At 61.9% G+C, this 25,188-nt stretch carries 24 protein-coding genes; 7 read left to right on the plus strand and 17 right to left on the minus strand.

From position 1 onward, the window contains the following. Positions 1-3: 3 nt before the first annotated feature. The 3 genes from I6E52_RS09965 to I6E52_RS09975 are packed head-to-tail and all read right to left on the minus strand — an operon-like array spanning position 4 to position 4,282. A complete protein-coding gene (locus tag I6E52_RS09965) occupies positions 4-1,530 on the minus strand; it encodes a carboxyl transferase domain-containing protein (RefSeq protein WP_197157102.1) in 1,527 nt (508 codons plus the stop codon). Then, complete coding sequence (locus I6E52_RS09970; RefSeq protein ID WP_197157103.1) at positions 1,527-2,699, minus strand: CaiB/BaiF CoA-transferase family protein; 1,173 nt, start codon at positions 2,697-2,699, stop codon at positions 1,527-1,529. Before I6E52_RS09970 ends, I6E52_RS09965 begins: the two co-directional genes overlap by 4 nt. Further along, positions 2,696-4,282, minus strand: a complete 1,587-nt coding sequence (locus I6E52_RS09975) for a bifunctional 3-(3-hydroxy-phenyl)propionate/3-hydroxycinnamic acid hydroxylase (protein WP_197157104.1) — start codon at positions 4,280-4,282, stop codon at positions 2,696-2,698. The genes I6E52_RS09970 and I6E52_RS09975 overlap by 4 nt, the downstream gene beginning before the upstream one ends. Before the next feature lie 138 nt (positions 4,283-4,420). On the opposite strand from I6E52_RS09975, the gene I6E52_RS09980 reads away from it, so the two are divergent. The 4 genes from I6E52_RS09980 to I6E52_RS09995 all read left to right on the plus strand — a co-directional run bounded on the left by I6E52_RS09980 (position 4,421) and on the right by I6E52_RS09995 (position 9,098). Then, the gene (locus I6E52_RS09980; RefSeq protein ID WP_197108451.1) at positions 4,421-5,650 is read left to right on the plus strand and encodes an amino acid ABC transporter substrate-binding protein; all 1,230 of its coding nucleotides are present in this window, start codon (positions 4,421-4,423) and stop codon (positions 5,648-5,650) included. A 78-nt stretch (positions 5,651-5,728) separates the two neighbouring features. Then, positions 5,729-6,613, plus strand: coding sequence for a branched-chain amino acid ABC transporter permease (locus tag I6E52_RS09985; protein WP_197108448.1), 885 nt, complete (start codon positions 5,729-5,731; stop codon positions 6,611-6,613). Then, positions 6,610-7,578, plus strand: coding sequence for a branched-chain amino acid ABC transporter permease (locus tag I6E52_RS09990; RefSeq protein WP_197108446.1), 969 nt, complete (start codon positions 6,610-6,612; stop codon positions 7,576-7,578). The genes I6E52_RS09985 and I6E52_RS09990 overlap by 4 nt, the downstream gene beginning before the upstream one ends. Continuing rightward, positions 7,575-9,098, plus strand: a complete 1,524-nt coding sequence (locus I6E52_RS09995) for an ATP-binding cassette domain-containing protein (protein WP_197157105.1) — start codon at positions 7,575-7,577, stop codon at positions 9,096-9,098. The genes I6E52_RS09990 and I6E52_RS09995 overlap by 4 nt, the downstream gene beginning before the upstream one ends. A gap of 20 nt (positions 9,099-9,118) precedes the next feature. Here the strand turns inward: I6E52_RS09995 and I6E52_RS10000 are convergent, their stop codons facing one another. Genes I6E52_RS10000 through I6E52_RS10010 form a run of 3 tightly spaced genes read right to left on the minus strand, consistent with a single transcriptional unit; the run spans position 9,119 to position 11,482 of the window. Then, complete coding sequence (locus I6E52_RS10000; protein WP_197108436.1) at positions 9,119-9,892, minus strand: IclR family transcriptional regulator; 774 nt, start codon at positions 9,890-9,892, stop codon at positions 9,119-9,121. After that, complete coding sequence (locus I6E52_RS10005; protein ID WP_197157107.1) at positions 9,877-10,263, minus strand: nuclear transport factor 2 family protein; 387 nt, start codon at positions 10,261-10,263, stop codon at positions 9,877-9,879. The genes I6E52_RS10000 and I6E52_RS10005 overlap by 16 nt, the downstream gene beginning before the upstream one ends. After that, positions 10,256-11,482: a DUF3500 domain-containing protein gene (locus I6E52_RS10010; protein ID WP_197157991.1), complete on the minus strand. Its 1,227-nt coding sequence runs from the start codon at positions 11,480-11,482 to the stop codon at positions 10,256-10,258. The genes I6E52_RS10005 and I6E52_RS10010 overlap by 8 nt, the downstream gene beginning before the upstream one ends. Positions 11,483-11,638: 156 nt before the next feature. Here I6E52_RS10010 and I6E52_RS10015 point away from each other — a divergent pair, with 156 nt between their 5' ends. Further along, positions 11,639-12,505, plus strand: a complete 867-nt coding sequence (locus tag I6E52_RS10015) for a fumarylacetoacetate hydrolase family protein (protein WP_197157109.1) — start codon at positions 11,639-11,641, stop codon at positions 12,503-12,505. Here the strand turns inward: I6E52_RS10015 and I6E52_RS10020 are convergent. The 8 genes from I6E52_RS10020 to I6E52_RS10055 all read right to left on the minus strand — a co-directional run bounded on the left by I6E52_RS10020 (position 12,502) and on the right by I6E52_RS10055 (position 20,546). After that, positions 12,502-12,645, minus strand: coding sequence for a MetS family NSS transporter small subunit (locus tag I6E52_RS10020; protein ID WP_197157111.1), 144 nt, complete (start codon positions 12,643-12,645; stop codon positions 12,502-12,504). The two genes, I6E52_RS10015 and I6E52_RS10020, sit on opposite strands and share 4 nt — an antisense overlap. Next, positions 12,642-14,225 (minus strand): sodium-dependent transporter, encoded by a 1,584-nt coding sequence (locus I6E52_RS10025; RefSeq protein ID WP_197157113.1) that lies wholly within the window; start codon positions 14,223-14,225, stop codon positions 12,642-12,644. Before I6E52_RS10025 ends, I6E52_RS10020 begins: the two co-directional genes overlap by 4 nt. Before the next feature lie 159 nt (positions 14,226-14,384). Then, positions 14,385-15,455 carry a C45 family peptidase gene (locus tag I6E52_RS10030; protein ID WP_197157115.1) on the minus strand — a complete coding sequence of 357 codons (1,071 nt, stop codon included), beginning with the start codon at positions 15,453-15,455 and terminating at the stop codon, positions 14,385-14,387. Continuing rightward, positions 15,452-16,279 (minus strand): ABC transporter ATP-binding protein, encoded by an 828-nt coding sequence (locus tag I6E52_RS10035; RefSeq protein ID WP_197157117.1) that lies wholly within the window; start codon positions 16,277-16,279, stop codon positions 15,452-15,454. The genes I6E52_RS10030 and I6E52_RS10035 overlap by 4 nt, the downstream gene beginning before the upstream one ends. After that, positions 16,276-17,073 (minus strand): ABC transporter ATP-binding protein, encoded by a 798-nt coding sequence (locus I6E52_RS10040; RefSeq protein ID WP_197157119.1) that lies wholly within the window; start codon positions 17,071-17,073, stop codon positions 16,276-16,278. Before I6E52_RS10040 ends, I6E52_RS10035 begins: the two co-directional genes overlap by 4 nt. Then, entirely contained in the window at positions 17,073-17,900 is an 828-nt protein-coding gene (locus I6E52_RS10045) for an ABC transporter permease (RefSeq protein ID WP_197138347.1), read from the minus strand. Before I6E52_RS10045 ends, I6E52_RS10040 begins: the two co-directional genes overlap by 1 nt. After that, complete coding sequence (locus I6E52_RS10050) at positions 17,897-18,838, minus strand: ABC transporter permease (RefSeq protein ID WP_197157121.1); 942 nt, start codon at positions 18,836-18,838, stop codon at positions 17,897-17,899. The genes I6E52_RS10045 and I6E52_RS10050 overlap by 4 nt, the downstream gene beginning before the upstream one ends. Positions 18,839-18,911: 73 nt before the next feature. Further along, positions 18,912-20,546 (minus strand): ABC transporter substrate-binding protein, encoded by a 1,635-nt coding sequence (locus I6E52_RS10055; RefSeq protein WP_197138351.1) that lies wholly within the window; start codon positions 20,544-20,546, stop codon positions 18,912-18,914. Between the two features lie 133 nt (positions 20,547-20,679). Between I6E52_RS10055 and I6E52_RS10060 the strand changes: the two genes are divergently transcribed. Next, complete coding sequence (locus I6E52_RS10060) at positions 20,680-21,756, plus strand: LacI family DNA-binding transcriptional regulator (protein ID WP_197157123.1); 1,077 nt, start codon at positions 20,680-20,682, stop codon at positions 21,754-21,756. On the opposite strand, the gene I6E52_RS10065 is transcribed toward I6E52_RS10060, so the two are convergent. The 3 genes from I6E52_RS10065 to I6E52_RS10075 form a co-directional block, all read right to left on the minus strand. Continuing rightward, the gene (locus I6E52_RS10065; protein ID WP_197157125.1) at positions 21,722-23,098 is read right to left on the minus strand and encodes an NAD(P)/FAD-dependent oxidoreductase; all 1,377 of its coding nucleotides are present in this window, start codon (positions 23,096-23,098) and stop codon (positions 21,722-21,724) included. The genes I6E52_RS10060 and I6E52_RS10065 overlap by 35 nt on opposite strands. A 450-nt stretch (positions 23,099-23,548) precedes the next feature. Then, positions 23,549-24,082 (minus strand): hypothetical protein, encoded by a 534-nt coding sequence (locus tag I6E52_RS10070; RefSeq protein ID WP_197110523.1) that lies wholly within the window; start codon positions 24,080-24,082, stop codon positions 23,549-23,551. A gap of 4 nt (positions 24,083-24,086) precedes the next feature. After that, positions 24,087-24,344 carry a hypothetical protein gene (locus tag I6E52_RS10075; protein WP_197110522.1) on the minus strand — a complete coding sequence of 86 codons (258 nt, stop codon included), beginning with the start codon at positions 24,342-24,344 and terminating at the stop codon, positions 24,087-24,089. A 292-nt stretch (positions 24,345-24,636) separates the two neighbouring features. On the opposite strand from I6E52_RS10075, the gene I6E52_RS10080 reads away from it, so the two are divergent. Then, on the plus strand, positions 24,637-25,086 hold the full coding sequence (locus I6E52_RS10080) for a hypothetical protein (protein WP_197110521.1): 450 nt from the start codon (positions 24,637-24,639) through the stop codon (positions 25,084-25,086). Positions 25,087-25,188 lie beyond the last annotated feature (102 nt).

A 25,188-nucleotide genomic window follows, 5' to 3' on the forward strand; every position in this document is an offset into this window, starting at 1 on the left:
ACGCTAGTCGTGGTCGCCGATCTGGTCGGGGCGCGCTGCACCGCTGTCTGCGATGCCGAGACCGAGGTAGTTGGCCGTGCGCGCGGCCCGGCGCTGATCGTTGTCTTGGCGCTCCAAGTCGGCTAGCTGGCGCACGATCGCGTGGCCGACTCTTCGGCAAAACTCAGCGGGTTCGACGTCAGCAGAGGGCCATTCTTCGACGATTTCATGAACGATTCCGTCGTCGAGCAGATCCTGAGAACGCACGCGCTGGTCGACGGTCATGCTCGCGGCGTGCGTGGTGTCGCCGAACATGATCACGCTGGCTCCTTCGGGCGGCAGCGGCGCGAGCCACCCGTTCCTGGCTGCAATAACGCGGTCGGCGGGCATGAGCGCGAGTGCGCCGCCTCCGGTACCTTCACCCAAAATTACGGCGACGGTCGGTACGGAAAGATCCAACATCTCGGCTAAGCAGCGTGCGATCTCTCCGCCGAGACCGCCCTCCTCCGCCTCGCGAGAAAGGGCTGCTCCGGGAGTATCAACGACGGTGATGAGCGGCAGCCCTAGTTCCGCGGCGAGAGCCATTCCGCGACGGGCTTGGCGCAGAGCATCCGGACCCAGCTCGGCTTCGCCCTGTGCTCGCCGATCAAGCCCGACAACAACAGTTCCTCGTCCGCCGATGGTGGCCAAGGACACCACGGCCGACTTGTTCGATTCGCCTTGACCGGTTCCGCTCAGGGGAACGATGGAGGTCGCGGCGTAGCGCAGAAGCGAACGCAGGCCGGGGCGCCCGCTGCGGCGCGAAATCTGAATCGACTCCCACGACGATGGAATCTGCGTCGCGGGTTCCTCCGCCGGCGGGGGAGCGGAATCATCAGCGGCAGCGATGATTGCCAGAGCCTCGCCGGCCATGGTGCGCAAATGCTTGGCATCGAGCACGGCGTCGACAATGCCGTGGGCGAAGAGGTTCTCGGCGGTTTGAACACCTTCCGGAAAGTCGGCACCATAGAGCGCCTTGTAGACCTTGGGGCCGAGGAAGCCAACCAAAGCGCCCGTTTGAGCGACTGTGATGTGGCCTAGCGAACCCCACGAAGCGAAAACTCCGCCGGTCGTGGGATGCCGGAGGTAGACAAGGTAGGGAAGTTTCGCTGCTTTGTGCGCCACGACTGCTTCGGTGATCTTGACCATCTGCAAGAACGCCCGGGTGCCTTCCTGCATGCGCGTTCCGCCCGAGACGGGGGCGGCAAGCACCGGCAGGCCCTCTCTGGTTGCGCGTTGGATGGACTCCACCATCCGGGTCGCGGCGTTGACGCCGATGGAGCCACCGAGAAAACGGAACTCACCCACGACGACAGCGACGCGCGCCCCATTGAGTAGGCCTTCGCCGGTGACGAGTGATTCGTCTTCACCGGTCTTGGCGCGGGCCGCCTCCAGTTCGCTGCGGTAGTTCTCCTCGATGGGCAACGGAGCCAGCGGCGAGTTCCAGCTGACAAAGGTGTCATCGTCGAGCGTCATGGCGATGAGCTCGCGAGCACTGGGACGGATGTTCATTGGTTAAGCCAATCACGCACAGAGTCGTTGTGTTGTCCGAGGGTCGGCGGCGCGCTGTGTGCCGTGCGCGTGTGCTCTTCGCCGTCGGCGCTGAAAAAACGCAATGGCGGGCCAGGCAGGCTGATCTCGCCGAGGGTCGCGTGGTCGACATCCACGATGAGTCCCTGCGACTGGGTTTGGTCCCACTCGTACACCTGCTGCAAGTTGCGCACTCGCCCGGCGGGGATGCCTGCCTCCTCGAGAGCGATCAGCAGGGCATCCGCATTCCAATCCGAGAATACTTCTTCTAAGGCGGCGATGAGGGAGTCACGATTGTCTACACGCTGACCATTGGATGCCCAGCGCTCGTCATCGACTGCGATCCCGGTCATGGCGCACAACCGCGCCCAGAGACTCTCCGACCCCACCGCAATTTGCACCGCTCCAGATCCCGTGTGAAAGAGCCCGTAGGGAGCGATGGATGGATGATGATTGCCATTCGCCAGCCCGACTTCGCCGGCGACCGTCCACCGCGTGCCTTGGAAGGCGTGCACTCCGACGACGGAGGCGAGAAGCGACGTGCGAACGACTTGCCCTTTTCCTGTGCGCTCTCTCTCGAGCAGCGCCGCGAGCACGCCATAGGCGCCGTACATGCCGGCGAGCAAGTCGCCGATCGGCACACCAACGCGCTGGGGATCGTCTGGCTTGCTGCCCGTGATCGACATGAGCCCGGCTTCGCCTTGAGCGATCTGGTCGTAGCCTGCCCGTCCGCCCTCGGGACCGTCGTGGCCAAAGCCACTGATCGACAACAACACGAGGCGCGGGTTGAGCTCCTCTAAGCGTGCGGGGGAGAATCCCAAGCGATCGAGCGTTCCTGGTCGAAAATTCTCGAGCAGCACATCAGCCCGCGCAATGAGGTCTGCCAGCAGAGCCGAGTCTGCTGCATCCTTCAGGTTGAGGGTGATCGATTCTTTGTTCCGATTGGTGGAGAGAAAGTAGGTCGACTCCTGAGCTCCGTCGTCGCCGACAAAGGGCGGGCCCCACCCGCGAGTGTCGTCGCCGGTGCCGGGGGTCTCCACTTTGATGACTCGCGCGCCTAAGTCGCCCAGCATCATTCCGGCGTGAGGGCCTGCCAACGCGCGAGTGAGGTCGAGCACGAGATAGCCGCTGAGCGAACCGGTGTCGTTCATGCTCGTGCCTCCAGCGTGGAGACACCGAGCTGGTCGCTGAAGGCGAGGATCATGGCGCTGGTCTCGACCCCAGCGGCGGCGCCAAAGGTATAGAAGTCAGGGCGGATGAGCACGCTCTCGGCGTTGAGCTGGTCGAGCCAGGCAGCGTACGTGCCGTCGACTTCGTCAATCGTGATGACGGCGGGATGCTCACCGGAGAGCGCCACGACGGTGATGCCCCGATCGCGGATCGCAGCGGCGGCCTCAGGGGAGAGAAGCGTGTAGAGCTCTGCCTGCGCCATCATCAGTACCGCCCCTGAATACAGGTCGTCAAAGCGGGCAGCGGAACCGTCGAAGTGAATAGTCGCTTGGGGCGAAAGCTGTCCGCCGTTGGAGAGATGAAGTCCGGGGCCCAGTAGCGGAGCGGGAGGCGCAGGGGGAGCGTGTCCCTTGGCGAGTTCGGCGATCATCCGTTCGTCTCGTTCTGCTGCTTCTGCGGGATCCGTGATGCAGATCACGCGCCCCAATGAGATCGAGAAGTCGATGAACTCGCGAATGTGAGTGAGGCGTTCGGTCTCGTAAGTGTCGAGAACACTCTCGGCGGCGCGACCGTCAAGCACAGCCCCGAGTTTCCAGAACAGGTTCATGACATCGCGCAGACCGGCGCCCAAACCCTGGCCGGCGAAAGGAGGCATGAGGTGGGCGGCGTCTCCCGCCAACAACACGTGGCCCTGACGCCAGCTGGTGGCCCAACCGGCCTGGAAGGTGTACACCGAGTGTCGTTCGAGCTCTGAGTTGTCGGGGCGAATTCCGAACGGTTCGAGCAACTCCCACGCTCGTTCGGTCTTGTTGAGCGACTCGATGGTCTCGTGAGGCAAGCGCATGAACTCCCAACGGCGACGACCGGGCCCGCCCGGAACCATCGTGGCGGGACGAGCGATATCGCAGGTTTGGATCGCGACGTGAGGAAATTCGAGAGAGGGATCGGGGATGACATCGACGACAAGCCAGTCGTAGAAGAAGCCCATGTCGTGCCAGTCGATACCGGCCCACCGGCGAACAGTGCTGTTTGCGCCGTCAGCGCCCACGAGGTAGCGGGATTCAACGATGAGTTCCTCTGCTGTGGCGAGGTTGCTCAGTCGGGTCGAGACAACGTCGTCGTCGGCGATGACCTCTGCCGACCATCCGCGAAGCACGGTCACCGTCGGCAAGGAGAGGAGCACCGCCTCCATGCGGTCTTCAAGCGCAGGTTGGCTGAAGAAGTAAGTGTTGTACCAACCGGATGATCCGATTCCGCTCCAGTCGACTTCGAGAAGGCTTTGGCGCTCGGCATTGCGCCAGACATACATATCGTCGTACGGCTCGGTGATCTCCGGAATCGTGTCCGGGGCCAGACCGATGGATTGCAAGATGCGCGCGAACTCAAAATCATGAGTCACCGCACGGGGCAGGGGATAGCCCTCGGTCTTGCGATCGGCGATGAGGACGCGATGACCGGCACGGCCAAGTTGGATCGCCAGTAGCTTTCCTACGGGACCAAGTCCCACGATCATCACGTCATAGTTGTCGGTTGCCGCTGTTGGCGGCGTAGCTTCATTGCTCACGTCGCCGAGCCTAGAAGTAGCGAAAGCGGGCGCCGAAGTTCTGTCCCGAAATACGGGATGGAAAGTTGTTTGCTTGCCGACAGGGTTTGAGTATGGGGTATCCCGTGCACCACGGGCCGCAATCAAAGGAGATTCGCGATGCACCTCAGTACCCGACGTAGGCGCTTGGCTGGCGGCCTCGCGTTCATCACGGCAACAGCACTTGCCCTGACTGGTTGTTCCCCCATAGGGGCGGATGGAGGAACCTCTGATTCCTCAGAACCCATCCGCATCGGAGCAACAATTCCCCTCAGCGGAGCGCTCGCAGGCTTCGGCAGCTTCCTTCAATGGGGCTACCAGCACGCCGTCGACGAAGTGAATGCTGCTGGCGGCATCATGATCGATGGAACCGCTCGCGAAGTTGAGCTCACTCTCGTCGACGATAAGTCCGACCCCAACGAGGTCACGTCATCGATCAAGACCCTCATCTCTTCCACCAAGGTGGATGCGTTGCTTGGCTCGTGCACCCCTGACTTAGTCAACCCGGGAGCGGTCGTTGCCGATTCTCAGGGCGTTCCGTTCGTCGCGGAGTGCACCCCCATCGAGGTATTCAAGTCCGTGAAGGAGTGGACTTACGCCTGGGACATCTTCTTCTCGGTCGCCGACCAGGCTGTCGCCCCGTTCGAAGCGCTTGAGGCGAATGGGATCGAAACCAACAAGCAAGTGTTCATCCTTCACGACAACGGCCCTGACGGGCAAGCAATCGGTAATGAAATCTGGCCAGCCGTTGCTGCCGACCAGGGGTACACGATCGCGGGAAATATCGAATTCCCCGCCGACAACACCGACTTCTCGGCCGCCATTCAGAAGGCCAAAGAGTCAGGCGCTGACATCGTCTTCATTTCGTCGATCACACCAGCGGCGATCTCCATCCGCAAGCAGATGGCAGCCATCGGGTGGACCCCGAAGGTCATCGTGGCCGAAAAGGGCGCCGAGCCAGTGCAGTTCGCTGAAGCGCTCGGAGACCTCGCCGACGGCATCATCGTCGGAGCCTACTGGGATCCGTCCTTCGGTTACCCCGGCGCAGAAGAGCTGAAAGACGCGTTCGAATCCGAGACCGGCCTGACCTCGAGCCAGCACATCGCTGATAGCTACACGGCAGCAATGGTGCTGATGGATGCCATCGCAGCAGCAGGGTCGCTCGACAAAGACGAAATCAACGACGCCATCGGCGAAACCGACGGCATCTACGCCGTCGGTCCGGTGAAGTTTGATGACGAGCACGCGGCAAAGATCCCCGTCGTGTCGTCGCAGTGGCAAGACGGCGTTCCGATCATCGTGTGGCCGACGGAACAGGCGACAGGGGACTTCCTCTTTCCCGTTCCCTAATCCCGGTGACACAGGGGCCGGCACTGCGGTGTCGGCCCCTCACCCCACCGCCCCTACAACGATGTGGATGACTCTCGGATGAACTCGATTGACCCTGTAGGACTGGCTAACACAGTCCTCGGCGGAGCCCTTCTCGGTGGGCTCATCGCCCTCAGTGCGGTAGGGCTCTCCCTCGTGTTGGGAGTGATGAAACTCGTCAACCTCATGCACGGCCAGATTGTCGTGCTTGGTGCTTACGCCGCCTTCTACTTGGCCGCGTTCTGGGGCATCAGCCCTCTGCTCGCGTTGCCTATAGTCTTTGTGCTTGGCTTCGCCTTCACCGCGCCCGTGCAGCACTTCATCCTCGCTCCCGTCGCCAAGCACGGCGAAGAAGCGGGATTGCTCACCACGTTCGCCCTCGCGATCATTCTCGAGAACCTCTTCATTCGGTTCTTCTCCGGCGACAGCCGATCGCTCGACACGGCCTTCAGCCGCGAAACGCTCGCTATCGGCCCCATCAACCTCCCGACGATTTACCTCATCGGGTTCGCCATTTCGTTGACCGTCTGTCTGGCCGTCTGGATGTTGGTGACCCGCACCTCGTTCGGTCGATCGCTGCGGGCCAGTTCTGAAGACCCGATCTCGGCGGCCATTGTCGGCATCCACGTGAGCCGCGTGCGCTGGGGCACCTTCGCCCTCAACGGAGGGTTGGCATCGATGGGTGGAGTGCTCATCGCACTGTGCTTCTCGTTCACCCCGTCATCCGGTTCCGAATATTTGCTCACCGCGTTCGCAATCATCGTGCTCGGCGGTCTCGGCAACATCATGGGCACCTTTGTGGGCGGAATCGCCCTCGGCGTCATCCAATCACTCGGCGCCTACTTCTTCGGCGACGGTTACCGCACTTTTGTTGGACTCGTCATGCTCATCATTCTTCTGGCCATCGCGCCTAACGGAATCCTCAAACGGAGGCGCTCACTGTGAAGAACGGAATTTCTATCCTGCTCAGTCGCATCGCGACCCCCACTCGTGTGGGCCCGAGAGACTTCATCATCGTCGCCGTGCTGGCCGCAGTCGCCTTCGCCGTGCCGTACTTTGCAGGAACGTATCAGCAAGAGGTCGGCTTTCGCATCCTGCAACTGGGAGCGCTTGCCGCCGCCTGGAATATTGCCGCTGGGTACACGGGGCTAGTGTCGCTCGGCTCGGCCGCGTTCTTCGGAATCGGCGTCTACACGATGGCGATAGCCAGCAACGCGGGCTTGCCGATTGCGCTGTGTGTTGTTCTCGCAGCGCTAGTCGCGGGGCTGTTCGCGCTCATCGTGAGCCCGGCGTTGTTCCGCCTTCGCGGCCTGTACTTCACCGTGGGCACTCTCGCGCTCGCCGAAGCGATGCGCATCTTCGTCGTCAATAGTCCGTGGTTCGGCGGCCAAGCAGGTATCTATCTGACCGCCAGAGCGCCCAAGGCCTATGACCTGTATTGGATCGCGCTGCTGATTGCCGTGTTCGTCGTGGTCTGCGTGCTGCTCTTACTGCGCAGTCGGTGGTCGTACCGGATGCAAGCGGTGCGCGACGATGAAGATGTCGCAAGCCAGCTGGGGGTGCGCACCTATCGCACCAAGCTGTGGGCGTTCGGACTCTCTGGTGCACTCATCGCCATCGTCGGCTCGATTCAGGCGCTCAACCAGGGCATCGTTCAGCCCAACGGTGGGTTCGGGATGAGCTGGACGATCGACATCGTTTCTGTTGCCATCATCGGCGGCATGGGCACCAAGGTCGGCCCGTGGGTCGGTGCCGTATTTATCGTGTTGCTTGGCGAGTTTCTCATCCAGTTCCCCGAGATCCACTTGGCCGTCGTCGGTGTGGTTCTCGTGCTGGTCATCCGCTTTATGCCCAATGGGATCTGGGGCACGCTCACGCTCGCTCTGCAGAAGAACAGGAACTTCTCATGACCGCCGTATTGCAGCTCGAGTCGATTACCAAGTCGTATGGCGGGGTTCGTGCGCTCGATAGCCTTTCGCTCGAAGTAGCGCCCGGCGAAGTTTTGGGTGTCATTGGTCCCAACGGTGCGGGCAAAAGCACTCTCATCGGGGTCATTGGGGGAGCGCTCACGCCGAACTCGGGCACCGTCACGTTCGACGGCCGCGACATCAGCAAACTCAGCTCCGCCGATCGGGCGCGCTTGGGCATCGGTCGCACGTACCAAATTCCACGACCATTCACTCGGATGACCGTGGCCGACAATGTGCGCCTCGCCGCGACAAACTCGGGCCACCACATTTCGCAGCGCGAGCTCGAGCCCTTCGTTGCCGGCATCCTGGAGCGCCTGGGGCTCACCCCTTTTGCCGAAGAGGTTGCGGGCAAGCTGCCCCTGCTGCGCCGCAAGCGGTTGGAACTCGCCCGAGCGTTGGCTCTCAAGCCCCGCGTGCTGCTGCTCGACGAAATCGGAGCCGGCCTGGTTCGCGCGGAGACCGAAGAGCTGATTGCGATCATCCAGAGCCTGCGCACCGAGGTCGAGTCGATGGTGCTCATTGAGCACGTGATGGATGTCATTTCGCAGTGCTGCGATCGCACCGCTGTTCTCGACTTCGGCAAGATGGTCACGATTGATGAGACGCCCAAGGTGCTCGCTGATCCCGTGGTCGCATCGCTTTATCTTGGCTCGGTTGCGGAGAGCGCCGACACTGTCGTGGTTGACGAGGAGAAGCGGGCGGGCATCCGTGCCTCGCTCACGTCGCTTGTGAGCGTAGCGACGTCAGTGCCCGGCACACCTCTGCTCACCGTCGACGACATTTGGGTGCGTTATGGCGGCCTGAATGCGCTCAAGGGCGTCTCGCTCTCGGTGAATGCCGGGGAATGTATCGCCCTCTTAGGGGCGAATGGCGCGGGCAAGACGACGATGGCTCGCTCGCTCGCCGGCGCTGTTCCGTTGACCTCAGGAACGATCTCGTTCGCCGGCAAATCTATTGCGGGCCTCCGCCCGGATGAGGTGACGGCACTGGGGATCGCCCAGTGCATGGAGGGTCGCAAAATCTTCGGAACGCTCTCGATCGAGGAGAACCTGATCGCTGGTGGATTGGATGCGCGCAAGCACGTGAAAGCTGAACGGCTCGAGGCCGTCTACTCGATCTTCCCGATTCTCAAGCAGCGCCGCAAAAACTCGGGAACGGCCCTGTCGGGCGGGCAACAGCAGATGCTCGCTATCGGACGAGCACTCATGTCTGCGCCCACGCTCCTCGTCTTTGATGAGATCTCTCTCGGTCTCTCGCCGATCGCGGTCGACGAAGTGTACGAAGCGCTCGGAGCGATTCGAGATTCTGGCGTCGCGATGATCGTTGTGGAACAGAGCGTGGACCGTGCGCTGGGGCTGGCTGACCGCGCGATGGTGCTCGGCCAGGGCGAGATCACTCTGGAGGGCAAGCCTGCAGAGTTGCTCGCTGATGCCCGGCTGTTGTCGAGTTACCTCGGCTGACCTGCGGGCGGGGTGGCTAGCTAGCTGGCCGAGGGAATGTTGCGAGAGTCGAACAGCAGGTTTCGGGTATCGATGCTTCCCTGCAATTTCATGAGCCGTTCCACGAAGAGCGCCTGCAAGACGTCAAACCGTTCGGTGGGGGCCACGATGGCGACAGCCTGATTGACGCCAGCCGAGTTTTGGATGCACGTGGCGACCGCCGAGATGCCGACGTCGCGTTCCTCGTGGTCGAACGCCAGATTGTTGGCGCGCACTTCATCGAGTTCGGCGATGAACTTGTCGACGTCGGTAATGGTCTTGTTGGTGTGTCCGACGAGTACGTCAGGCAGCACTTCACGCACTTTTTGGTCGGGCAATTGTGCCAGCAGCACTTTGCCAATGCAGCTTCCGTGCAAAGAAAAACTCTTGCCCACTTGAGTGACGGCATGAAGGCGCGCGGTCGAGGCAACCTGGTCGACGACAACGACTTCTCGGCCGCTAAAGATGGCGAGTTCGACATTCTCGTTCACCGCCCGCGCGAGCGAGGTGAGCACGGGGCGCATGCCAGCGACGAGTTGCAAGTGGCTGTTCATCCCGAACTTCAAGACACCGGGACCAAGCGAGTAGCCGCCGGCCGATGACGCTCGAATGACGAAGCATTCACGTTCGAGTTCTTGAATGATGCGGTGCACGCTCGAGCGGGGCAGGCCGCTGCGCTGAGAAAGATCGGTCAGGGAGAGCTGCCCGCGGCCCTCAGCGACAATATTGAGGATCGTTGTGGCGCGGCCGAAGATGGACATCAGCTCACCGGCCACGTTCGAGTGACGATGAGGGAATCGATACCCCAGGTGTGCCCGTCGCGCGAGAATGACATCTCGTACTCTCCCATCGTCGTCAAGAGTGGGGCAGGAGTGAACTCCCACCGGGTATATAAAGCTACGGCTGAGTATCCCAGTTCTGACTCAACAAGGCGAACATTGGTGATGATGTGGCGGTGGTTGTTGGGTTTGCCCCACAGCTCGGAGTAGAGCTCGGTGAGTTGATCGTCACCCGCTACGGTGCGCTGAGGAAACGTGACGGTGGCGCGACGAAAGAGCTCCAGCGCCGCGGGGATGTCTTTGGCGTCGGCGATCGCTCCGTAGCGATAGAGGAGCTGCTGGGCTGCCGAATATGCATCCTCAGTCATGAGTCGCCTCGTACCGTCGCAACAGTGCTCTGCCGTAGTCGTTGCCATTGGGGGTGCGCACGATGGTGTGAATGTGGAACCCCGCAGGCTCGGTGTTGCTGAGGAAGACACCGCAGTGGTGATCGAGTTCGAGGATGACGACGGGGCTCTGTACGCGGATGTAGAACACATCCTCGGGGCCGGTTCCGCCAATCCACGAGATCCAGGTGTCGTCGAAGTGCGCTTCGATTTCTTGTTGCCGGGCTCGGGCCGGGCCCTCGGGCAAGTAATCGATGAACTCGCGCACGAGCTCACGGAGTCGATCGCGCGCATCCGCTTCGAGCTCCGACGCGCGAACTCCCTCGTAAGGAATCACGCGGTTGTCTTGAAACGCGCCGGCAAGGTGGCGCTCATCGCCGGGATGGATGCGGCCCGCCGGCATAGCGGGATCCACCATCGATTCAAAGAGCACGGCGGTGTTCCTCTGAGCCGGAGTCAGCGCAGCCAGCAGTGCGCGAGCCTTCGTCACGCGCGGGGTCAGCGCGGGGTCGTCGTCATCGTGAAGTTTGTCGGGTTCGGCGCCAAAGAAGATCGGCGAGATCACGAGTTGGTCGGCGACGACCGCGCAGTTCAGTGCGAGGTGGTGCCCGAAGATTTGCCAGCCCCACGGTTCGGTGAGCGAAGGGGTTCCGTAGAGAGAAGCGTTGTAGCTGAGGTCGTTCATGATCGGCTCAAGGCCGGTAAGCCAGCCCAGGTAGCCGTTGATGTGCATGAGCTTGCGAGCGAGCGTGGCGCCTTGGGGGCTCAGCGTTGCATCGAGGAGACCGAGGAGCGCTTCGCGAGCGTCGGCGTTGAGAAACTCGAGCCGGAGACCGGTGTCGTGCTGCATGAATTCGGGGTTCGCCCACGATTGCCACTCCACGGCATCCACGGGGTACTGCAGCGTCTCGCGTTGCTCAGGAGTGAGCGCCGCCAGCGCTGCCGTTGCCGCGCTCACCATCGCTGCGACGGGTGCACCGTTGGGGGCTGCTTCGAAGAGGTCGGGGATGATCGTGCCATCAGAAGTGACGCCGACGAACTCTGCGGGGTAGAGCGGCTGCCACCCCCGAATCAGGTCTCCCGTGAAGGCGTCGTGTTTTGCGGCCTCCCGATAGGAGTACGCGTCGAGGCCCCGGAGGCCCACGATCCGTTCATCGTCCGATGGGTATAGGTAGTGCCGGAAACCAGCGTCGTCGCTCATCACGTCGCTATTGAAGCACAGCAGTTGTGCGCTCCCGTAGGAGGTGTCCCGTGAAGTGAGACAGGCAGTTGACCGCGGTCGCTGGCGGGCTGAGGATCGAACTCAAGCAGGGTCGCTTAGCGCTACGCCTGCATCCATCGCTTAGAAAGGCGCGGCATGAGGCTTGTCGGAGCACGACTCTCCCCGGGGAGCGATACGTTCATCGCAGAATTGACGATGAAGGGTGGCGTGGAGGCCGCCCGCATCCTCACGGATCTTGAAACTTTCTGGGCCTCACCGGCCGCAGCCTTGGCAAGCTACTCGTCCGAGGGCGGAACGGTTGTTCCGCTCGACCAATTGCAGTTGGTGCCTCCCGTGTTGCCGGGTGCCCGTGTCATTTGCATCGGGCTCAATTACCTCGATCACGTACTCGAAGGAAGCTATGCCGATGCAGGCTTGCCGGAGTACCCGACGCTTTTCGCACGCTGGACTTCGTCGCTCACCGTGAGCGGTGCACCCATCCCCGTGCCGTCTAATGAGGACGGAATCGACTGGGAGGGCGAGATTGCCGCCTACATCGGTGTGCCTCTGATTGATGCGGATGCGGATAAGGCTCGCGCGGCAGTGATGGGATATTCGGCGTTCAACGACGTCACCTCACGGCGGGCCCAGAAGCTCACCTCGCAGTGGATCTTGGGCAAGAATGGCGACAACAGCGGCCCTCTTGGCGCCCTCGTCACGGCTGACGAAGTCGGAGATTTGCGCGACGGCTTGCGGGTGCAGACTCGCGTGAACGGCGAGCAAGTTCAAGACGGCAATACCAAGAACATGATTTACGAACTGGGCGAAGTTCTCTCGCTCGTGTCGCACAGCTTCACGCTGAAGCCCGGCGACATTATCTGCACCGGTACTCCCTCGGGCGTCGGCTACTCGCGCACCCCAGCCTGGTTACTGCACCCGGGCGACGTGGTCGAGGTCGAGATCGAACGCATCGGAACGATCACCAACCCGATCGTGTCGAACTCACTGCGCAGCGAAAGCTAGTCGTCGTCGCTGACCAGTTCCGAGCCTTCGGGATACACGTCGAGCTGGGGTTTGCGGGCGAGGAAGATGATGCTCGCGATGAGGCCGCCCCACACGAGCACGGCGGCGATGACGAAGAACGTGATGGCGATGCCGCTCATTTGCTGAGTTCCTTCAGTGCTTGGGCGCTGGGCCACGGGGTGAAATCATCCGGATCGTGCTTCCAGCGCAGAGCGGTCATGGTGATCGCGCCGATCAGGATCACCGCGATGGTGCCCCAACCTGCAATCGCGAGGTACCAGAGGGGGTAGCCCTCGTACCCTTCCGTGACGAGCACGATGATTCGCTGGATGAGCATGTAGAGCAGAACGGCCGGCGCCAGAACTCCGACGAGCAGTTGCCACAGGCGCCCCACTTTGAAGGTGGAGACCGAGTTCAAATGTGCCGCCAGCTCTGGTCCTTTGCGGAAGACCCAGATCACCAGGATGGTAGAGGCGATAGCCGCCCCCACGATTCCGATATTGTTCGCCCACTGATCGACGGTGTCGAGAGTGATCACTCCGGTGGTGGTCGAGAACAGCAACACCGAGACGGTCGCTAGCGCGACGCCCACGCGAATCGATGCCTGACGGGCGGTGATCCCGAACTTGTCTTGGAACGCGGATGACACGACCTGCAGCACTGACAACAGCGACGTGAAGCCGGCCATGACGAGCGAGCCGAAGAAGAGGATGCCGAAGAAGGGGCCGCCCGGCATTTGCGAGACGATCGCGGGGAAGGTGACGAATGAGAGGCTCACCCCAGTGATACCTTCGAGCTCATTGACGCCAACGCCCTGCTGGAACGCGAAGAAGCCGAGCGTCGCGAACACTCCGATGCCAGCGATGATCTCGAACGACGAGTTTGCAAAGGCGACGACGAGCGCGGGCGCGGTGACATTAGCTTTGCGGTTGCGGTACGACGAATACGTGATCATGATGCCGAAGGCGATCGACAGTGAGAAGAAGATCTGACTGTAGGCCGCGATCCACACGCTCGGGTCACTCAGGGCGGAGAAATCGGGGGTGAAGAGGGCATCCAACCCGGTCATAGCGCCGTCGAGGAAGAGAGCGCGAACCACAAGGATGAGGAAGGCAACCACCAGCAGCGGCAAGAAGATCACGTTGGCGCGCTGCACTCCCTTGGCGATACCGGAGCCGAGAACCGCGAGCACCGCGACCCACACGAGCACGAGCGGGATGAGCACGGCGGGCACGAACTGCGAGCTGAAGCCGGGGTCAGAGGTTTGAAGGAATTCTCCGAAGAAGAAGCCAGCAGTGTCGTCACCCCAGCGCAGGTCGAAGCTGAACGTGAAGTAGCTGGCTGCCCACGCAACAACGGCGGCGTAGTAGACGGCGATGATGATGCAAATCCAGACCTGGAACCAGCCAAGCGACTCGAGCCACTTGCCGGCCTTGCCGCCGAGACGACGGAATGCGGTCGGCGAGGACCCACGAAAGCGGTGCCCGATCGCATAGTCAAGAAAGAGAATCGGGATGCCGGCCGTGACCAATGCGATCAGGTACGGAATCAGGAATGCCCCGCCACCGTTCTCGTAGGCGACACCGGGGAAGCGCCAAATGTTGCCGAGACCCACGGCGGAGCCGATGGCCGACAGGATGAAACCCCACTGGCCCGACCACTGCTCACGTGGTCGCGAGGCGACGGATCCGTGTTCGCCCGATTGTTGCTGCACCGACACAGTTGCTCCTCTGCGTAATGGCCACCCGAATGGCCGTCGCTGGGGCCACCCCGAAATTGCGGCCCGCTACCCCCGAAGGGGTGTTCTCACGTTAACACTCGGGGGTGCTGCGTTGCGACATGTGACGGTGCGAAGCGGTCAGCGGTCAGCGTGCGGCGATCAGCGTGTAGCGACCAATCGGATGGTTGTTTCGGCAGTGGCGTCTTTGGGCGAACCGGGGGAGACAGTGATTGCTCGTGCCGCGGCATCCAAAGTAATGGTGGCTAATGTTGCCCAGCGGTCACCGAACACTGCGCCGATTGCGGGAACGCAGCAGAGTTGGGCGGCGTCACCCGGTTCGGAGAAGAGGTAGGGGATGAGGGCGCTCGCCGCGGCGGGCAGCGGTGCGGCGGCGGCTCGTTCGGTAAGAACGTCGTAGCGTGCTTGGGTGTCTGGATCGTAGAGCCCCAGTTTTTCGCCCTTGCTCAGTTCGGGGTCAACAAAGTGGTTGGTGTGGATGAGCACGCCATCGGTTGGCTCAAGCACGGCGGCGCCGTCGGGGTTCAGCTCGACGGTGACGGAACCTTCGGGGCTCACGACGGTGATGGCGCTGGACGTGCTCACGGGTGCAGTTCGCAGAATTTCGACCGCTTCGGCCAGGGTCGACGCTTCGGCGAGAACGCGGGCGGCAACAAGGTGCACGGGCACGCCGTCTGGCCGGTCTGCTTGGTGGCCGAGGATGTTGAGCATGATGCCCACTCCGGCGTCATTGATTCCGATTTTTCCGAGGATGCCGTGCTCAGTCAGGCCGACAAAGGTGCGGGGAGTGCCGCTGACTTCGTGCAGGTGCCAGCAGTCGGCGAGGTCGTCGTGCCAGTCCCACGTTTGGGCTCCGACCGGGCTCTCGCGGGCGTTGACGATGGTGGAGCATTCGCCCGGTTTGGTGCCGATCGCTTGAGAGAGAATCTCGGTGCGAGCGTTCACGGCGGCGATCTTCCAGAGCGGCAGGTCGCTTCCTTCGGCTACTCCGCGCATTTCGGCGGCGAGGTCGGCGCTCCAGCGTTCGGTGACGAGCACGGCGTTGTCGGCATGCTTCTGTACATCGCCGAGGCTGATTCCGGATGTCTCGAAGAGGTCGAGATAGATCGCAACGCCGCGTTTCAGAGTCTCAGCAATCGCGACGCCGCGGCTCAGACCGCGGTGGAAGGCATCCGCTGAATTGATCTGAATAAAGGGAGGGGTGGTGCTCATGATGCGATCTCTTCCCGAAGCTTGCGGATCATTCCTCGCTCGGGCTTCCAGCCGGGGCGGGGCGCGCAGGCGAGGAGAAGTTGAGTGTACGGATGCTGCGGGTTGGTGAGTACTTCGGCGGTCGTTCCCCGCTCCACGATGCGGCCCTGGCGCATCACCACAACCTGGTCGGCGATCATCTGCACGACAGAGAGGTCGTGCGTGATGAAGAGGTAGGTGAGGCCGTATGTGGCGCGGAGACTCGCGAGAAGCTCGAGAATCTGGGCTTGGACAGTGACGTCGAGTGCCGCGACAGATTCGTCGAGCACGATGACGGCAGGGTCCGCGGCCAGCGCGCGGGCGATCGCAACCCGCTGTTTCTGGCCGCCCGAAAGCTCGCTCGGCAGAGCGTCAAGGAAACGCGTTTCTAAGCCGACGAGCGTAAAGAGCTCGCTGCAGCGCGCCTCTCGTTCGGCTCGGCTGAGACGCGAATGGGCTCTCAACACTTCGTCGACCGCAACCCGAACGGGGAGCCGACGGTTGAGAGAGCTTTGCGGGTCCTGAAATACCATTTGGATGTCACGCGCCCGACGACGCAGTTCGCGTCGGTTGGCGTGCGCGGCGACGGGCTTGCCGCTGACGGTAACGCTGCCCGAGTCTGGCGTTTCAAGGCCGACGATAATGCGCGCGAGAGTCGTCTTTCCCGAGCCGGATTCTCCGACGACGGCTAGGCACGAACCTTTGTCGACGCTCAGCGTGACCTCGTCGAGCGCCTTTACTTTCTGCTTCGCTCCGGTGTGGAAGGTCTTGTTCAGCGCTTCGACGGTGATAGCTGGGGTAGTCATGAGGTTGGTCCGCCTTCCGGGGTCCAGGTGAGTCCGGCGGGGCGCGATTCCATGAGGGCTCGGGTGTACGGATGCTGCGGGTTGTCGCGAAGCTGTTCAGGAAGGCCGATTTCCACGATTTCTCCCTCTTTCATCACGGCGATCCTGTCGCAGACTGCTGCGGCAAGGTCGAGGTCGTGCGTAACGAACAGCATCGCCATCCCGAGTTCGTGTCGGCACTCGTCGAGGATGGCCATCACCTCTGCTTGGGTGGTGACATCCAGTGCAGTGGTTGGCTCATCGGCGAGCATCAGGCGTGGCTTTCCCGCTATCGCGCCGGCGATGACGACGCGCTGAAGCATGCCGCCGGAAAGCTGGTGGGGGTAGGAACGCAGCACGCGGTCAACGGCATCGATACCGACCTGTTCGAGCAGTTCGCCAGCCCGAAGTTTGGCGGTCTTCGTGGGTTGCCCTTGAGCGTCATGCATTCCCTCAATGAGGTAGCGCTCGACAGGAAGCACGGGGTTGAGCACGGCGTGCGGGTTCTGGGCGATCATCGAGACATCGTTGGCCCGCATCTGGCGGAGAGCTTCTCCGGTGAGACCGCGAACGTCCACACCATCGAAAGTGATCGTGCCGGTGACCCGCGATCCTTCCGGTTCAATGTGCAGGATTGATCGCAGGGTCATGGACTTGCCACTGCCTGATTCGCCAACAAGGCCGACTGCTTCGCCCGCAGCGACAGCGAGCGACACTTCGCGCAGAATCTGCAGATCGGGGCCAATGGTGAGCGAGAGGTTGTCAATGGTGAGCATCAGGCTTTCCTCCCTGCGGCGGCACGGCCACCGAGTCGTTCTCCGACGTAACCGAAGGCGGCCACGGTGATGACGATGCTGAGTCCCGCAAGAACACTTTCTGCGGGGTAGCCGTTCAAGAGTGACTGCTGCCCGCTCGACACCATGAGTCCCCAGTCGGCTGCCGGCGGTTGCACGCCGAGGCCAAGGAACGAGAGTGCCGCGAGCTCGATCATCGCGAACCCGAAGTTGATGGTGGCACCGGTCACGATGAGGGGTGCGACGTTCGGTAGCAAGTGCCGCGCGGTGATCACAATTCCCGGGATACCCTGCAGTTCAGGAGAGCGGATGTAGGGCAGGTTGCGCTCCCGCATCGCCATGCTGCGAACCACCCGCGCGGAATACGGAATGTACGCCACCGATAGAGCCAGTGCCGCGGTGGTGAGGCTGGGGCCGAAGACCGCGATAGCGAGCATGGCGAGCAACAGGTTGGGGAAGGCGAAGAGCAGGTCAAGTACGCGACTGAGGAACGAGTCGACGATGCCACCCCACCAGACGGCGGTGAGAGCAATCAGGGTTCCGAATACTGCCGTAATTGCTACGACGATGAGCGGCCCGGTGAGGCTTGATCGTGCTCCCCAGAGCAGGCGCGAGAAGATGTCGCGGCCCGCCTGGTCTGTTCCGAACAGGTGCTCGAAAGACATCCCTTGGTAGCGCTGGGTGACAGATCCGATGGTCGGGTCGTAAGGAGCGATCAGCGGAGCAAAGAGCGCACCGAGAACGACAACGGCGATGATTCCACACGCAATGAGGCCTAGCGTGCCCATCCGTTCAGCGAATTGTTTCATCGGTTTGTCTCCACTTTCACTCGCGGGTCGATGGAGGCATAGAAGAGGTCAACGAGAAGGTTGATGATGCCGAACGCCGCGACCAGCACGATCGCGATGGCCTGCACGACGGCGAAGTCTTTTCGCTGCACGGCATGAACCAGCAGCGTGCCGATTCCGTCGAGGGTGAAGGCGTACTCGACAACGAATGACCCGGCAATCAGCCCGGCGATGTGAACGCCGACGATGGTGCTCACGGGAAGCATCGAGTTGCGGATGACGTGGCGTCTCATGACGAGACGTTCGGCTACTCCGCGGGCCCGCGCCATCACCGAGTGCTCGGAGTCACGCTCTTCACGAATGGACGTGCGTGTGATGCGCGCCACGACGGCAGACGAGGGGAGGGCGAGTGCGAGCGCGGGCAAAGTGAGATGCCAGACGCGGTCGATGAAGCCGTCGCCCGACCCGAAGACTGGGAACCAGCCGAGGCCGACGCTGAAGATGCTCATGAGGATGAGGGCGGCGAAGAAGGTCGGAACGGCGAAGCCCAAGTTGGAGCCGAGGAGGATGATCTTGTCGACGACGCCACCGCGGGTTCCCGCCAGAATGCCGAAGCCGACGCCGAGAACGATGATGATGAGGGCGGCCATCGTGACCAGCATCAGTGTGGTGGGGAGGCGAGCGGCCAACAGGTCACCGACATCCTGCTGGTTGGCGAGCGATCGACCGAAGTCGCCGTGCAGCACGTTGGTGAGCCAGTTCCAGAAGCGCACTAGGAACGGGTCATCGAGGGAGTACTGCGCTCGAATAGCTTCGAGCACCTCTGGGCTTACCGTTCGTCCTTGAACGAGAAAGTTTTCGGGGCTTCCCGGTGCCGCATACATGGCGGCGAACACGAGGAAGCTGGATGCGATGAGGACGCCGATGAGCGCCGCCAGTCGTCGAAGTATGAAGGTCACGGAATGAGCCTTTTCGTTGGAGCCGAACCCCGGGGGCCGCGGGCGTGAGCCACGCGACCCCCGGGCGTGTGAACTATTCGCCCGAAGCGCCGAGGTCGGCAGCCCAGGGGTAGTACAGGTAAACGAAGGATGCGGGAGCACCCGTGACGCGGTCATTCATGAACAGTCGAACGGCAGGGTCGACGATCGGGATCCAGGTCAGATCCTCCATCACGAGCACTTGCGCTTCGTTCACGAGTTCAGCGCGCGCACTGTCATCGGCGGTTGCAGCGGCCTCGTCCAGCAACGCGTCGATGGAGGAGTTGCTGTAGTCGTTGTAGTTCTGCGATCCACCGGTTCCGGCGATTGCGCGGAGGAACGCGAGCGGGTCAGGAACGTCCATGTAGTTGTAGGTCACGAACGCGTCGTGGCCTTCGCGCGCTGCGGGGTCAGAGAAGAATGCACCGAACTGGGCGCTGGGCACCCCTTCCGGCTCAACAGTCAGGCCAATGGCGCGGGCGCCGTTGGAGATCTCGGAGATGATGTCGGCGTAGTAGGTGCGCTCTGACGGGTACACGATCTTGATCGGCTCGGTGAGGTCGACCTCGGCGTCCTTCAGAACTTCCTTGGCACCTTCGATGTCGATTTCTGCCGAGGCGAGTTCGTCGCGGCCTGCCGTGAATTCGGCGTCGCCATATGACCAGCCGTTGTCGGGAACGAGAGACTGTGACGCGCTCGCCGTGCCTTCAAAGACGGTCGCGGCAATGGCATCCCGGTCGGTCGCCATCATGAGTGCCTGGCGAACGGCGGGGTCGGCGAAGATGCCGTTTCCGGTGCCGATGATGCCGACGATCTGCAACGAGTTGCCGAGGTAAAGGGATCCCTCGGTCGAGCTTTGCAGCGACTTGAGCGCACCGAGCGGCACGTCGTACGAACCATCGATCGCGCCCGTGTCGAGTGCGGTGGCGATAGCGGCTGCGTCAACGATGAAGTTGATGTCGACCTGAGCCGTCTGAGCCTGCTTGTCACTGTTCCAGTAGTTGTCGTTCTTGATCAGCGAGATCGACTGGCCCTGGTCCCAGTCTCCAACGGAGAAGGGGCCGGTGCACATGACCTTGCCGGTCGGGTTGCCGAAGGTGTCGCCAGCTGCTTCGCGGAAGTCTTGCTCCACGATCGTGCCGACGGGGGTCACCATGTAGGAGTTGAAGGCGGCATCCGGCTTCGTGAGGGTAACGGTGACTTCCCAGTCCGCGGTCTTCTCAATGGAAGCGATGTTGCCTACGAGCCCGCCGGCCCAGTAGCTTCCTTCGTCGGCATCCTGATGGCGGCCGAGGCTGTACACGACGTCATCGGCGGTCATTTCCTGGCCATCCCAGAATTCGACGCCCTCGCGAATTGTGTAGATGTAGGTGAGATCGTCGGGGGTTTCGACCTTTTCGGCCAACCCGGGTTCGATCGTGAAGTCGGGCTGCAACTGCATGAGTCCTTCACACAGGTTGGCCACAACGGTGTTCTCGGCGTAGTTGAACGACTTGATCGGGTCGAGCGATGCTGGCTCGCCGAAGGGAAGGTTCCACGTCACCAAATCGAGCTCGCCGGTGGCGGCAGGAGTGAGGGTGAGGAGGTCGTTGTTGTCAACGCTGGATGAGGTGTCGCTGCTGGTGCCTGCTGCGCACCCGGTCAGGGCGAGGGCAAGAATGCTGCCGATCGCTATTGCTTTTTTCTTCATTGAATTGCTCCTAGGTAGATCGAACCTGAACGCTAAGACGCTTGATGTGTGTGAAAACCTAGTTGACCAAAACGTTTTGGGGGAAAAATACCCAAAACGTTTTACATGCCGGAAACTCAGGTAGCCTGCCAGAGTGACCACTAACCCGCCACGCAGACGAGCGACAATCCATGACGTCGCCAAGCGGGCCGGGGTCTCGATCACCACCGTTTCTCACGCCCTCAATGGCAAGGGAGTCATTGCGGATGCCACCAGGAAGCGAGTCGTCGAAACCGCCGCTGATCTGGGATATAGCCCAGATGCGATCGCTCGCGGACTCCGCAGCCGGCGCCTCGGAATCCTGGGACTCGTCATCCGCCCGCTCGACACTCTGGGCTCCTACCAGCCGGAGGGTGTCGACTACTTTTTGCGGTTTGCGGGAGCCGCCGCAGTCGAAGCGTTGGATCGCGGTTACGGGCTTGCGTTAATGCGGGACCCCACCGTCGGCAATGCCCCCGGCATCGCTCTGGCCGCCGATGGCTTCATCATTTCTGACCCGGTGGCCAGCGATCCGGTCATCGAATTGCTCACGCGAAACGGCATCGCTGTCGTGGCAGTGGGGCGCGATATCGAGCGACCGGAATTCACCGCCTGGCTTGGCGCCGGCACTCACACCAACACGGATGCAGTTATCCAGCACTTTCTCGAACGCGGCGCCACGCGCATCGCGATTGTCACCGGAGAAGACAACAACTCGTGGAACGCCGATAGCGAATTGACGTACCGGGCCTGGGCTGCAGAACGCGGGCAAACCCCGCTCGTGTACCACCAAGATGAGGGCTTGGGTGAGGCGGGTGGTCGCGCACTGGCCGAACAGCTGCTGGCCTCAGGCGAGCCGCTTCCGGATGCCATCTATTGCCTGACCGGGCGGCACGCTGCGGGCATGCAAGCTGGGCTGCAAGCGGCCGGCTATCTGATTCCTGACGACATCATGATCGCCTCAGGGTCTGACTCGGAGCAGACCAGAAACAGCGCTCCGCCCATAACTTCGATCGATTTGGCGCCCGAGGCAACAGCGAAGGCTGCGGTCACGTTCTTGGTCGAATTGCTCGATGGCGTGCCCGATGCCGATCCGGATGCCGACCCTGACGGCGACGGCGCTGGCGATCCGGTTCCTCCGGAGGTCGAGTACCGGATCAGAGATCGCGCGTCGACTCGCTCAATGCGCTGAATGACAGTGCGACCCCGAGGATGTTCTCGGCGGCGCGATGACCGGAGCGTAGTGCCGCGGTGACGGTGGCTGGGTCAGCCGTCCACGTTGCTTCGCCCGCAAAGTGCAGCACGTTCTCGACCGGGGTGGCCAGCAGGTCGTGGTCGTCGGGCGTGGACCCCGGGCGCATGTACGCGTACGACCCGTACGAGTAAGGATCGTCTTGCCAGCGCGTCACGAGCACTTCGTCGGGGTGCTCGACGCGCTCGCCGTAGAGCCCGCGCAGAGCATCGAGAACGGACGAGCTGATCTGTTCGTCGCTCCAGTCGCGCGCTTCGATGGCGCTGGGGCCGGCAGCGAACGTGAGCAGGGTGGGAACGCCGTGCAGATCGGTGAGGTCGTACCAGGAATGCCACCACTTGCCCGCCTCGCCCTGCTGGCGAATCGCGTAGACGCTCTCATCCCAGAAGCGAGTGGGGAAGCGCAGAAAGACCTTCTCGAAGTTGTTCATCTCGAAGCCGTCAATGGCGTGGGTGAGCCATTCGGGCAGCGCCGGCTCGAACGCGAGATCGCCGCTCTTGAGCACCCCAATCGGCACCGTTACGACCACGCGATCCGCGGTGAAATCGCCCTGCGCGGTGGCGACCGTTGCGCCCTGCTTTGACCAACGGATGCCGGTGACCACATGCTCGAGGCGAACGTCGAGTCCCTGTGCGAGATTCGTTGCCAGCTCGTCATAGCCGTCGGGGAACACCACCTCGTCGCCCTCGACCGTGTCATCGTCGAGACCGTGCGCATCGAGCAGCCCGGCGTGCACGCCGTACTGCTCCTCGGAGCGGTGCAGCACGAACTCGCGCACGCGCTCCGCCCGATCGGGGTTCCAGCCGAGCGTGGAAAGCGCGACGCCCATCGTCTGCTCATAGCTTGTGCCGAGAGTGGAAGCCTGCACCGCCGTCGCAAGGTGCGCGTCGAACGTGCGTACGTCATCCGCGAACTGGGCGACAGCGTCGTCGCTGAGGCGCTCGCCGGTGGGGCTGTAATAGGCGATGGGGCGGCCGGTGGGCTGGTAGCTGCCAACCGTGAACTCGACCGTGCGCATGCCGAAGGCGTTGACGATATCGGTGAGGGGGTTGTCGTCGACGCCGTGGATCCAGGATGCTCCGCGGTCGGTGGCAACGTCGCCGGAGCGTTCGGTGTGCGTGCGGCCACCCGTGCGGTCGCGGGCTTCGAGCACGAGCACTCGTTGGCCGGACTGGGCGAGAAAGCGTGCCGCGGTGAGCCCGGAGACTCCGGCGCCGACGACGATCGTGTCGAAGGCTGTCGCAGCCGGGTCTGCGGTAGGCGCGCTAGCGATGTCGGTCATGAGGTCACAGTAGCAACGTGGTGCTGGGTTCGGCTGACCTTGACGTCGGTTTAGGGCGAACCCCACGTGGACGGCTCGCGACCGCGAACGTCCGTAACGGGAACCTATTACGGGCGGTAGTCTTCGCGGTCTTCGTAGAGTGAGCGAGCGCTGGGATCTGCGCTTCGGCCACCGTTGGCCGCCCCGCCTAACTGGGTAAACACGAATGCCAGGCGCTTAGCGGCCCGACCCATCAAACTGAGAAACCGTGTGAACATCGTTGGTCCCTTCTCGGTTAGAACAACTATATTCAGCATCGCAGTTCGACTGCAATGCTCGCCTCCGCATCCCGGAGTTCGAACGGCGCCACTGGCGGAGTGCCGAATCCGCGCACCATGTTTCGGCGTGAGATCGTCATGTGGCAGACGCTAGCGTTGGTTTGGGATGAACCCCAATTAGGCAGCCAGTTGGTTAAGTCGCTGCTTCGAGCTCGGCGATATTGGTCAGGATGTACTCCGAGTCCACGAGAAAGATTGCTGGGCTGCATGTCTCGTCAGTGATGTTTACATCGCTGCCAGTCTGGATGTCGAGTGATAACGACCAGCACAAGCTCCTAATGTGACGTGCAGCTACTAGCCCTGAATCGAATCGTGCTAGCCCGGTTGTATATGCAGTAAGCGTCAGACGCTGTTCAGCCGTGTGGCCAGAGACGAGCCAAGTACCGTCCCCTGCAGGGCGAAACTCCGACAAGATCTCTTCATCGGTGAGGTCAAGTATCTGCAAGCTGAATCCACATTGGTCGAGTTTCGATTCGAATAGCTCAACGTCCTCGATAGGTGCTTCCTCCTCGGCTTGGATCTGAATGCAGGCCGAGGCGTCAGCGAATAGGAAGGCGGTGCGCTCTAGCGCCTTTACTTCGAGGTCGGCACCGATCTCATTGGCAGGGACCCCTACGCAGCTTCCAAGCAGACTTGTGCTGGCTAACAAGACGATTACTGATTTCACAGGCCTAGAGGGGCGCAAGTTCTGCCTCCAGGGCGTCAAAATGCAAGTTCGTGTCTACTGCGAAGGCCGGGATGGATGCAGCGGGAGTCCAGATATAAGCCCCGCTTCGGGGATTGCTGATAACGCTAAGCCACTCCTGGCCTAGCTTTTCGAGATGAATTACCTCATCGTTGGTGATCGCACCGCTGAGCTCAGCGAACGATCCAACAGCCGCAACGCCCGCAATGAGTTTTTGGGGCGCACCGTCAGCAGAGCAAAGCAAGTATGACCCTCACTGTCGAAATACGAACATTTTTCGATTTAGGGCGATGCTATCGCTTGTATTACTCCCTGGGCAATAGCGCAGCCGCGTTCGCGAAGGCCTGCTGTGCGGCCGCCAGACGCTCGCTCTGCTGCGCTTCACGGTCGAAATGTCGAGCAGGTAGACAGGTCGGCAAATGTGAGACATTATTGATTTCACATAGTTGAGACCGGAAAATTGGTGTGTGCGAAGACGCGTCGCACACAGCCCCACTTGCGCGGTTCGCTGGAACCGCAACCTGCTAAGGAGCCTAATGAGACGTTTGCTAACCGCGGCCGTATGCGCCGGAATGCTGATCTCTGTTTCTGCATGCACCCAAGTCGAGCCGCCACCGCCCACCGAACCTTCGTCAAGCGCAGCCGCGACTTCGTTGGAGGAGGGCAACGTTGGGCTGTGCCATTCGCTCTCGATCGAACTCATGACGGTGAACGGCGTGGTCTCGGGGTATGAGGCCGGCGAGTTGAATAGGGAATCGTTCGATTACATGATTGCCACTATTGCCGACGGCTTCCCGATCCTTGGAATCTTGCACAAGGACGCGCTTTTGAGCAGCCAAGTCGACGACCTACGTTCGGCAATCACGGAGCTAGGCGCCGACGGTGCCGAACCGGCCGTAGGGGACGCGTCAGCGTTGGGAGAAGCGACGACGGCGCTCGCTGTCGAATGCGATGCAGTCGGCGCACCTTTGAGCTTTTACCAGTAGCCACAGGCGAGTCGCCCTCTCGATGCCGATGACGATGCCGATGCCAGGTGTGAGGTCACAGTAGTAATGCGCCCCCGCATTCGGCTGACCCGCTCGCGATAA

The organism is Salinibacterium sp. NG253 (assembly GCF_015864945.1).
Taxonomy (GTDB): domain Bacteria; phylum Actinomycetota; class Actinomycetes; order Actinomycetales; family Microbacteriaceae; genus Rhodoglobus.